We start from the raw sequence: 11,178 nt of genomic DNA, 5'->3' as shown, positions 1-11,178 counted from the left end.
GGGGGGGCTCGGTTTGTTGGGGGGGGGGGGGGGGGGGGGGGGGGGGGGGGGGGACTGTGGGGGGGGGGGGGGGGGGGGGGGGGGGGGGGTCCCTCCCCCCCCCCCCCCCGCGCCCTTCACCGCAGAGGTGACTCGATGGCCCCGATGATGCGCGGCCGCAGTTCGGCGGCGCGGATGACCGCATCCACCGAGCCGACCTCGACGGCGCGCTGGATGTTGTGCACCCGGTCGAACTCCGTGGCCACCTCGCCGAGCTTCTCCGCGCGGACCGACGAACGGAGCTCGTCGAGTTCGGCGGTCAACGCGGCCCGGTCGGCGCCAGAGGCGGCCGCGACGCGGGCCTCCAGGTCCCGCACCCGCGAATCGGCCGCGGTACGGGCCGCGACGTCACCGGCGAACACCACCGCGGCGGCAGGCGCGCCACCGAGCACCGAGGCGAAGGAGCCCTCCAGCGCCAGCACGGTCATGTTCGGGTTCAGCGCCTTCGAGAACACCACGAACGCGCCGCCGTGGTACCGCGAGATCACGCAGAACACGATGGGCCCACGGAAATTCACGATCGCGCGGCCGATCTCGGCGCCGTACTCCAGTTGCAGCTTGCGCATCGACTCGGGCGAGCCGTCGAAGCCCGACAGGTTCGCCAGCACGACGAGGGGCCGGTTGCCGCTGGCCGCGTTGATCGCCCGCGCGGCCTTCTTCGACGACCGCGGGAACAGCGTGCCCGCGGTGTAGGTGTCCGGGCCGTCGGTGGGCGGGAAGCCCCGTCGCGGCACCGACCGAGACTCGATGCCGAGCAGGCACACCGGGATACCCCCGAGGTGCACGTCCTGCACCACCGCGGTCTCCGCGTCGGCCATGCCCGCCCAGCGTTCCAGCACCGGGTGGTCCTGGTCGGCGAGCGCCCGCATCACGGTCCGGATGTCGAACGGCTTCTTGCGGTCCGGGTTGGCCCCGGCGGAGAAGATCTCGCCGACGGTGGTGAAGTCGCTGCCGGGCACGGCGTGCGGGAAGCCGGAGATGTCGCGGTCGACGGGGTCGCTGGTGGTCGCCCGCCGCGGCGCCTCCTCGCCCGGCGCGACGTACGTGTGGTCGTAGTGCGACATCAGCACGTCCCGTGCGGCGGGCAGGTCCGGGGCCCAGTACTGCGCCTGCCCGTTCGGGCCCATCACCCGGTCGTAGCCACCGATGCCGAAGTTGTCCTCGGCCGACACCCCACCGGAGAAGTCGAGCGACTGCTTTCCGGTCAGCACCATCGCCGAGTCCGGCGTCATCACCAGGACACCCTTGGTGTGCATGAGCATCGTCGCCTCGGCGTTCCAGTACGGCTGCGCGCCGACGTTGATGCCCGCGACCACGATGTTGATCTCACCGCCGTCCTGGGTGAACTCGACGATCCGCTTGAGCGCCGCGGCCACCCAGTCCATGTTCTCGGTGCCGGACGTCATGGAGATCCGGGCGCCGGCGGACAGCGCGTACCACTCCAGCGGCACCCGCATCCGCTCGGCCAGGTCCAGCGCGGCGATCACCCGGCGGCACTCCGGCTCCGACAGCGCGCCGAGTGACTTGGTCGGGTCGCCGAGCAGCACGACCCGGGTGACGCCCTGCGGGTGCCGCGGGGTCGGCGTGGTGACCACACCGGCGACGATCGCCGCCGTGTTGCGCCCCTTGGACCGGTCGACCGGCACCAGCGCGTGGTCGTCGTCGAGGTCGTGCTCGACGAAGTCGCCGAGCAGGCCGGTCAGCTCGTACGGGTAGACGGTGTTGCGGCTGCTCGCGCGCAGCACCTTCAGCCGGTAGTCGTCGAGCGGCTCGATCGGCTCGACCGGCGGTTCGCCGACGCTCAGCTCGGCGCCGCCGGTGGCGTTGAAGGAGATCCGTACGGCGATCTTGGTCAGCTCGCCGGTCTCCTGGTCGCGCTGCCGGGCGATGAACAGGATCTCCTCCAGCCCCGCGCCCGCGGTCGTCGGGCGCACCCGCCCGGCGATCATCGCCATCTCCTCGCGAGTGAGGCCGCTCGGCGGCCAGACGTAGACCACGATCCGGTTGGTGTTGAAGCGGGTCTTCGACGGACGCTGCGACTGGGCGCGGCGGATCGAGTCGAGGCAGGCGGCGATGGTGTCCTCGGTGGTCGGCAGCGCGACCAGCCGGCCGTCCTGCTCGCGCAGCTCGGTCAGGTCGCGCACCTGGGCGAACGCGACGAGCCGCTCGTCGGACGGGTTCTCCCGCGCCACGCACTGGAAGAGGTAGACCTCCTCGTCCGACGACGGCAGCCGGGTGAGGTCGAACTTGTGCAGCCGCTCCAGCTGCATCCGCTGCGCGATGTACGGGTGCAGGCCGCGGATCAGCCGGTCCTCGGCCATCCCGGTGCTCGACGGGCGGAAGGTGAAGTGGTGGTGCATCACCGCTCCGCCGCGACCCGCGACGGTGATGGTGAGCCGGTGGACCTGCTGCGGCAGCGGGTGCGCGTTGATGACCTCGAGCAGCGTGGCCACCGTCGCGTCGAAGTCCTCCGGCTGGTTCTCCCAGGCGAGGTAGATGTCGGCGACGGCGGCGTCCTCGCCACCGGCCAGCTCGGCGAGCCCGCGCAGCGCGCCGCCCAGCGCGTCGAAGCGCACCGCGGCGGAGACCACGCTCGACTCGGCGCGGTCGGCGACCACGAAGGTGCAACCGGCGACCTCGCGGGTGCCGACGCTGGTGAGCGCCTTGTTGCCGTAGTAGCGCCGGGTCAGCACCTCCAGCATGACCGCGTTGTCGAGGTGGTCGCGGACGAGCCGCTGGCCGAGCAGCCGCACCAGCGGCTCGGTGCTACGTACCATCTCGGCGATCCGCTCGGCGCGGTCCGGCGCGCCCGGGTGCGCGTCCAGGTGGCGCAGGTGCTTGCGGACCCCGGCGTAGACGCGGGCGCGGTTGCGGCGCAGCAGCGGCTGGGCGAACCAGGCGAACACCAGGCCGCGGGCGAGGTCGGCGACCACCGGGAAGCGGACCTGCGTGGCGGCCACCAGCCGCTCCAGCGCGAGGCCAGCGGGTTCGCGCAGCGTCTCGTCGGGCGGGCTCTCCCGCAGCCACGCCCGCAGCAGCGTCGCGACGACCGTGGCGTCGGCCGATGCGCGCTGCTGGGCGAGGAAGATCCGGAACACCGCGGCTTCGAGCTCGGGGCAGCGCTCCAGGTCGGTCACCCCGTAGTGCCCGAGCGCCTTGGCGAGCCTCGCCTGGAACGCGCTCGGCAGTCCGGCCCGCTCGACGTCGAGGCTCTGCAGGTAGGTGTGGAAGTACTCGCGGGCGCTGTGCACGTGGGCGTCGCCGCCAGCGTCCTCGCCCGACGGCCGGTTGCGGCTCAACTCGGCGAGGTCGGCGAAGACGTTGACGAGGTCGAGTTCCTCGGCCAGCGGCCGGTGACCATCCTCGGCGGCCGGCCGGCGTGCGGCGAGATAGGCGTCGAGCACCCGGCGGCCGTCGTGCGGGTCGACGTCGAAGCCGAGCAGCAGGCCCCGCAGGTCCTCCTGGCCGCGCCGGGCACGCGCGTGTGCCGGGATCTCCACGGGCTCGGCGGGCAGGTCCAGCTCGACGGAGGCCGCGGCCGGGTCGTCCGCGGCATCGTCGGCATCGTCGGCGAGCGGCTCCAGCCGCAGCAGCGCCGCGCCGGCCTCGACCTGGCTGCCCACGGAGACGGCGCACTCCTTCAGCCGCGCCTTGAACGGCGCCCGCAGCACCGTCTCCATCTTCATGGCTTCCAGCACCAGCACCGGCGCGCCCGCCTCGACCTCGGCGCCGACCTCCAGCGGCGTGGCGACGACCAGCGCGGGCATGGGTGAGCGGAGGACACCGCCCTCGTCGCGGCTGACCCGGTGCGTCACACCGTCCACCTCGACCAGGTGGATCGGCCCGTGCGTCGCGGTGAGCAGGCGATACCGGACCCCGTTGACCACGATCTGCCCGGTGTGCCGATCGATGCGGGCCAGTTCGACGTCGGCGGTGCGGATGTCGCCGCCCGCCTCGATGCCGACCCGGAACCGGTGCGCGCCGATCCGCGCCACGCGCATGCGGTAACCGACGCCCCGCAGCTTGAGGTCCAGCGGTCGGCCGCTCTTGTGCTGCACCTGCGGGCGCCCGCCGGACGCCGTCGACAGCAGCCGCTGCCGCTCGGCGCGTTCCTCCTCCTCGTACGACTCGATGGCGGCGGCCGCGAGCGCGACCGCGGAGTGCCGGTGTGCGACGAGTCTGCCCTCGCCGCGGACGCGGTCGATCCAACCGGTGTCCGCGCTGGCGTCGATCACCTCGGGCTGGTCGAGCAGGTCGAGCACGAAGCTCTTGTTCGTCGCGCCGCCCTCGATGACCACGGTGGTGTTCGCCATCGCCCGGCGCAGCCGGCCGAGCGCCTCGTCGCGGTCGCGACCGTACGCGATGATCTTCGCGATCATCGAGTCGAAGTCGGCCGGGATCGTGTCACCCTCACTGACGCCGGTGTCCACCCGGATGCCCGGCCCGGCGGGCAGGTCCAGTCGCGTGATCCGGCCGGGGGAGGGCGCGAAGTCGCGGTCGGGGTCCTCGGCGTTCAGCCGGGCCTCGATGGCGTGCCCGCGCTCCGCCGGCGGCTCGCCTTCGAGCCGCCCGCCCCCGGCGACGTGCAGCTGCGCCTTGACCAGGTCGAATCCGGTGGTGGACTCGGTGATCGGGTGTTCCACCTGCAGACGGGTGTTGACCTCGAGGAACGCGAAGAGCCGGTCGCCGGGGTGGTAGAGGAACTCGACGGTCGCCGCACCCCGGTAGCCGACCGCGACGGCCAGCCGCTCGGCCGACGCCTTGAGCTCGGCGGCCTGCGCCGGGCTGAGCACCGGCGACGCCGACTCCTCGATGACCTTCTGGTTGCGCCGCTGCACCGAACAGTCGCGGACGCCGAGCGCCCACGCGGTGCCCTGACCGTCGGCGATCACCTGGACCTCGACGTGCCGGGCGCCGGTGACCAGGCGCTCCAGGAACACGACGCCGCTGCCGAACGCCCGCGCCGCCTCCTGGCTGGTGCGCTCGTACGCGTCGGCGAGTTCGGCCTCGTTGGTGATCACGCGGATGCCGCGACCGCCGCCACCCGCGGTCGCCTTCAGCATCAGCGGGTAGCCGATCTCGGTCGCCGCCGCCAGGGCGGCGTCCAGGGTCTCGACCGCGCCGCGGCTCCACGGCGCGACCGGCACGCCGACCTCCTCGGCGATCAACTTCGCGCCGATCTTGTCGCCGAGCTTGCGCATGGCCTCCGGGCTCGGACCGACGAAGGTGACTCCCACCTTCTCGCACAACTCCGCGAACGCCGGGTCCTCGGCGACGAAGCCCCAACCGACCCACGCGGCGTCGGCCCCGGTCTCCACCAGCGCGCGCTCCAGCACCGTCAGATCGAGGTACGGGCGGGCGGACGCGGGGCCGAGATCGTAAGCGATGTCTGCTTCGCGCACGAACGTGGCGGTACGGTCCACGTCGGTGTAGAGGGCGACGGTCTCGATCCGGCGCCCGGTCTCCGCGGCCAGTTCCCGGACCGCGTGGATGAGCCGCATGGCGGCCTCACCACGGTTGACGATGGCGACACGGCTGAACACCCGATCGACCCCTCTGGTAGACCAATACGTACGCGCCGGGAGACGGCGGCCCCCAGCAGTGATCACTGTTCCCCCTGGCGGCGGCCGGCGCCATGTCGTAACCGCCGAACCCTGGGCGGCACCGTTTGTAGGAACCCGACAAAACTTTTTGGCTGCCTGGCCGCGCGGTTGGGGCGGGTGTCAACGGCAGTGACGGCTCTGGCGGGTCGCCCGCAGACCGGCGGTTCGCGCCGGCCGTCGAGCGGGGCGGTCACCGGTCGCGGGGGCGACGGTGAGCCCGGCGGGTCAGCGGTGGTGTCGGATGCGGTCCCACGTGCTCGGCGGCTCCAGCCCTGCCCCGGTGCGCAGTGCGGCGGCGACCGGGCTGCCTTCGCCGGCTACCGCGCTGACCTGACCGTGTTGCGCGCCCGCGGGCATCCGCGCCGGTACGGCCGGGATGTCGACGTTCAGCCGGACCCGCATGCCGGGCCAGCCGAGCACGGTCAGGTCCTGCGCGGCGTTGATCGTCGTGCGGGCGCCGAGCGGCCCTCGTACGGTGGCGACCTGATCGCCGTCCCGGACGATCCGGTGGACCGTGACCGCGGCGGCGGCCGCGCGGAGCAGCGGGCGGGTCACCCGGAACACCCGATCCAGCTGCACCGGGGTGTTGGCCCCGGGTTGTCCCAGCACCGCGCCCACGATGGTGACCCGCCGGCCGCCCACCGTGGTGACGGCGGCGAAGACGAGACAGCCGCCCGCCTGGTCGGTGGACCCGGTCTTGATCCCCACGACGCCGTCCCGGCCGACCAGGGAGTTGTAGTTCTTCACGGTGCCGGCGACCGGCAGGGTGGCCTTCTTCTGCGCCACGATCTCCGCGAACGCCGGCAGTTCCATCGCCTTGCGGGCCAGGATCACCTGGTCGACGGCTGTGCTCACGGTGCCCGGGTCGTACCCGGACGGATCGGTGTAATGGGTGTCCGCCATGCCGAGCGCGGCGGCGGTGTCGTTCATCTTGGCGATGAACGCCCCGATGCTGCCGGCGTCCCAGGCGGCCAGGATCCGCGCCATGTTGTTCGCCGACGGGAGCAGCACCGCCTGGAGCGCCTGCCGCTCGGTGAAGACCGCGCCCGCGACGACCGGCACGAGGGACTCGCCGCGGGCGAGCTCCCGCGGGTACGCGGCGGCCTGCTCCGCGTTGACGGTGAGCTCCGGCCCCTGCTCGCCGCGGTCGAGCGGGTGCTCGGTCAGGATGAGATACGCGGTCATCACCTTCGTGACGCTCGCGATCGGCACCGGCTCGCTACCGCCGGACGTGCCGAGCGAGCCGTACCCCTCGACCGCGAGGGCGGCCTGCCCGATCTTCGGCCAGGGCAGCGCCGGGGACTTACCGGGAATGATCATCGAGGTGGGCAGGGTACGCGTGACGGTCGGCGCGGGCAGCGGCCGGCGCAGCGGCTCGATCGCGACCAGCGCGGCGCTGGCCAGGAGCAGGGCCAGCAGGCCGGCGACCAGCAGCCGGCTACGACCGCCGCGACGGTGCGATGATGGCGGCGGGACCCGTGGGATCACCTGGGTCGTCGCAGAGTCGAGCATCCTGATGTCTCCCCGATGGCCCGCCGGCCCGCCTCGCTGCTCCGCCGGCGCGTTGATGTCGATGTCACTGCCCTCTGGCCGAGGTCGCCGGGCGGGACGGCTGTCGCTCGGACGGGTCGGCGAGGTCTCCCATCGTCGGACACAAGCGCCGTCTCTCCGCAGCGGCTGCACACGCGGTTCCCGACCTTAGCCGAGTTGTCCGGGGCGGCGTGGCCCGGTCGCCGGCCGACGCGACCGCGATACGGCATCGCGTGGACCGGAATCGGCACCAGCTGGCTTTCTCGGGTCGGCGTCGCCGCACTCGCCGGAGTTGCCGATGCCCCAGCGTCCCGCCGCGCTCCCGGGTTCAACCCCTGCGTGACCTCGCGCCAACCTCGGTGGTGGTCACCGTGACCACGACCGAGGTTGGTCGGGTCCGCGAGGCCGGCTCGTCCTTCCGCTCAGGCCAGGAAGCGCAGCCAGTCCAGGTTGGCGACCTCGTTGCTGTCGCTGGCGCGGAAGACGACGGCGATGGACGTGGTGCCGGCCGGGAAACCGGTGATGTTGTACGTCAGTTGCTGGAAGGTGTCCCGGCCGCCGGTGCCGAGCACGCCGGGCGCGCCGAGCAGCGGCCCGGTCGGCGAGCGGTGCGGCATCGACAAATGCGGATCGCAGGTATGTGTCGCGCCATCCAGTGGCAATGAGTTTCGAAATCGCCAACGCGCCCGGCGCGGCGCCCGCCACCCGACCGGTCGCGGGGGCCGCCCTCGCGGTCAGAGCGCGAACCGTTGTCTCATCTCCGCGACGAACGCCTCGTCCCCGATCTCGTCGCGCCGGGCCACCGCGGCCTCGGCGTCCGCGCCGGCCAGGTAGCGCAGTCGCGGCGACTCGTCGAGGACCGCGTCGTGGATCACCTTGGCCACCAGGCTCGCCGGGGAGCGGGTGAGAGTGCTGCGCATCTGGTTGACCAGCGCCGCCACGATCGGCTGGTACACGGTCAGCGACTCGTCGTTGTGCACGTCCAGCGAGCGCCCGGAGAAGTCGGTCTCGACGCCGCCCGGCTCGACGAGCTTGACCCGGATCCCGGCCGGGGCGAGTTCGAAGCCGAGGGACTCGGTCAGGCCCTCCACCGCCCACTTGGTGCCGTGGTAGAGGCTGCCCAGCGGAAAGGTGACCCGGCCACCCACGGAACTGATGTTCACGATGACCCCGGAGCCCTGAGCGCGCAGGTGCGGCAGCACCGCCTTCGTGGTGGCGATCAGCCCGGTGACGTTGGTGGCGAACTGCCGCTCGACGGCCGCCATCGGGACCGCCTCCAGCGGGCCGTAGGCGCCGTACCCGGCGTTGTTGACCAGGGCGTCGATCGGGCCGAACCGGGCCAGCGTGGCCTCGACCGCCTGGTCGACGGAGGCGTGCTCGGTGACGTCGAGCCGGGTGACCAGGACGTTGCCCCGTTCGGCGAGGTCGGCGCCGTCGTCGGGACGACGCATCGTGGCGACGACGTTCCAGCGCTCGTCGGCGAAGAGTTCGGCGGTCGCCCGGCCGATGCCGGTGCTGGCGCCGGTGATCAGGATGGTCTTCGTCATGACGTTCCCTTCTACGCCCGGCGGGCGCCTGCTGGCCGGGCTCGGTGCGGTGACGGGTCGCCCGCGTCGAGTGGCGGGGCGACCTTGCGGTCAGGGTGGATCAGGTCGCGGCGGCGCGGCTGCGAGCCTGCTGCGGGGTGCTTCCGGTCCACTGGTGGAAGGCCCGGTAGAACGAGCTGGGCTCGTCGTAGCCGAGCAGGAACGCGATCTCCGCGATGCTCATCTCGGGCCGGCCCAGGTAGTGCCGGGCCAGCGCGCGGCGGGTCTCCTCCAGCACCGCCTGGAAGCTCGTGCCCTCCTCGGCGAGCCGCCGCTGCAGGGTGCGGGCACCGAGCGCGAGCCGGCGGGCGACTCCGCCGGTGCTGCCCTGTCCGGCGGGGAGAAGCTCGAGCAGCGCGGCCCGTACCCGGTCGGCGGTCGACTCCACCCGGTCGAGGTCGGCCAGCCGGCGGCGCAGTTCGGGCTCGAACACCTGCCACATCTCGGCGTTCGCGGTCAGGAACGGGCGCCGGGCGTCAAGTCCGGAGAAGGTCACCGTGGCGGCGGCGCCGCGCCGGACGGGCACCCCGAGGTACTCCCGGTAGCGGGTCGCCGCCGCGCCCTCGGGCGGCTGCGGCGTGCTGAGCCGCAGCGGACGTACGTGGGTGCGGGTGCCCAGCCGGGCGAGCGCCACCCAGAAGAGCAGCTCGTAGGCGACGAGCCCGGGCGGGGGCGGCGGCTGCCGGGGCCACTCGACCGTGAGCCGCAGCTCGTCGGGTCCGCCGTCGACGACCAGCCGGAGCGGCCCCAGCAGGCGCTTGTGGAGGGCGATCCGCTCCGCCGCCCGACGCAGGTCCGGGCTGCACATGCCGGCGAAGATCGGTGGCTGGAAGGTCTCGGAGCTGGTCCGCCGGGCGATGCTCACCGCGAGGGCGGGATCACCCGACGCCTGCTCCAGGGCCGTCCAGAGCGCGTAGAACTGCTCCGGGGTCAGGGAGACCTGCGGGTTCAGGAACAGGTCCTCGGGGAGCCCCGCCATCCGCAGGACCTGGCCGACCGGCAGATCGAGGTCGGCCAGCAGGGCTGCGGTCGAGGGGCTGATCGTGAACTTCGCGGTCGTCATGGCCGCCGCGGCGCTCCCGCGTCGGCGAGGGCCTTGCGGACGTCGACGTCGAGACCGGTCTCGCGTCGGGACACCTCCCACAGGACGCGGATGGCCGCGTCGGCGCCGGGCCGCACCAGCCGCCGGTGCACCGGCGGGCCGACGGTGAGCCAGCGCGGGCCGTACATCGTGCCGCCGGTGGCGCTCGGGTCGGTCGCCGCGCGCAGCTGGCTCAGCGCCCCGCGCTCCGGGGACATGCCGGTGCGCTGGGTCATGGCCAGGAAGAAGTTGCTCCGTGACCCGCCGCCGCCGGCGGCGACCGTGGTGGACTGCAGATCCGAGTTGGTCAGGCCCGGGTGGGCGGTCAGCGCCATCGCGGACACGCCGGCCGCGCGGAACTGCCGGTCGAGGCCCTGGGCGAAGTGCCGGTTGGCGAGCTTGGAGTTGCCGTACGCCCGCCACGCGTCGTAGTCGCGGCGCAGGAACGGGTCGTCGGGATCCAGCGGCCGTCCCTGGTGCTGGGCGCTGCTGGTCACCGTGACCACCCGGGCGTTCGCGGTCCGCACGATGGCGGGGAGCAGGTGGGCGGTGAGCGCCCAGTGCCCCAGGTGGTTGATGCCGAGCTGGGTCTCGAACCCGTCAGCCGTCTCGCCCTGGGGCATTGCCATCACCCCGGCGTTGTTGATCAGCAGGTCGACGCGGGGGTGCGCCGCCAGGATGCGCGCCGCGGCGCGCTCGACGGAGGCCAGCGACCCGAGGTCCAGCTCGACGATCTCGACCGACGCCCCCGGATGGGTGGCGAGGACCGACCGGCGGGCCGCGTCGGCCTTGGCCTGGTCGCGGGCGGCGATGACCACGTGCGCCCCGTGGCCCGCCAGCGCCGTGGCCGTCGCCAGCCCCAGGCCGCCGTTGGCCCCGGTCACCACCGCCACCCGACCGCGCTGATCCGGAATTTTCGTTACCGACCAGGACATTGTCTTCCGCTCCCCACGCATGGTGATTGCCTCTGGTCACCACGCTAGGAGGCAAGCATGACCCGCCCGGTGGCGGATCACGTCAGTCTTCTGGCAGATGACGCCACGATCGGAGGATCCGGGCTCGCCCGGCCGGGACGCCGGGCGCGCAGGCGCCGGACTCGTGCCAGCCGGGCGCTTCCTTGGGTCGAGGCCGGCCACCGAGACGTACAGCTCCGGGGTGCGGGTGTCGCCGTTGCCGGTCGGGTACCACCGGTCGGGCGGGATGGGAACCGCTGCCTGCTTCCCCGCGGCCAGCGGCGTCATGACCTGGCCGGGCTGCGCGTTGCCGGGGTAGCTGCCGGAGCCGTCGGCGGCTCCGGGTGCGTCGGCCCCGCCTCGGTCGGGGCTCCCGGCTCCCGGCC

6 protein-coding genes are annotated in these 11,178 nt (G+C 73.2%); all 6 read right to left on the bottom strand.

All coding sequences use genetic code 11. From position 1 onward, the window contains the following. Positions 1 to 116 precede the first annotated feature (116 nt). Positions 117 to 5,582 (bottom strand): ATP-binding protein, encoded by a 5,466-nt coding sequence (locus ACL02O_RS23380; protein ID WP_412820276.1) that lies wholly within the window; start codon positions 5,580 to 5,582, stop codon positions 117 to 119. Positions 5,583 to 5,867: 285 nt separating this feature from the next. Further along, positions 5,868 to 7,154 carry a D-alanyl-D-alanine carboxypeptidase family protein gene (locus ACL02O_RS23375; protein WP_412820275.1) on the bottom strand — a complete coding sequence of 429 codons (1,287 nt, stop codon included), beginning with the start codon at positions 7,152 to 7,154 and terminating at the stop codon, positions 5,868 to 5,870. A 440-nt stretch (positions 7,155 to 7,594) separates the two neighbouring features. Continuing rightward, on the bottom strand, positions 7,595 to 7,789 hold the full coding sequence (locus tag ACL02O_RS23370) for a carbohydrate-binding protein (RefSeq protein ID WP_412820274.1): 195 nt from the start codon (positions 7,787 to 7,789) through the stop codon (positions 7,595 to 7,597). A gap of 117 nt (positions 7,790 to 7,906) precedes the next feature. Then, positions 7,907 to 8,719, bottom strand: a complete 813-nt coding sequence (locus tag ACL02O_RS23365) for an SDR family oxidoreductase (RefSeq protein WP_412820273.1) — start codon at positions 8,717 to 8,719, stop codon at positions 7,907 to 7,909. Between the two features lie 100 nt (positions 8,720 to 8,819). Beyond that, positions 8,820 to 9,821 (bottom strand): AraC family transcriptional regulator, encoded by a 1,002-nt coding sequence (locus ACL02O_RS23360; protein ID WP_412820272.1) that lies wholly within the window; start codon positions 9,819 to 9,821, stop codon positions 8,820 to 8,822. Beyond that, the gene (locus tag ACL02O_RS23355; protein ID WP_412820271.1) at positions 9,818 to 10,774 is read right to left on the bottom strand and encodes an oxidoreductase; all 957 of its coding nucleotides are present in this window, start codon (positions 10,772 to 10,774) and stop codon (positions 9,818 to 9,820) included. The genes ACL02O_RS23360 and ACL02O_RS23355 overlap by 4 nt, the downstream gene beginning before the upstream one ends. Positions 10,775 to 11,178 lie beyond the last annotated feature (404 nt).

The sequence above is a fragment of the Micromonospora mangrovicola genome (genome assembly GCF_047200535.1).
In the GTDB taxonomy this organism is placed as follows: Bacteria; Actinomycetota; Actinomycetes; order Mycobacteriales; family Micromonosporaceae; genus Micromonospora.
This window is presented reverse-complemented; position numbering and strand designations above follow the sequence as displayed.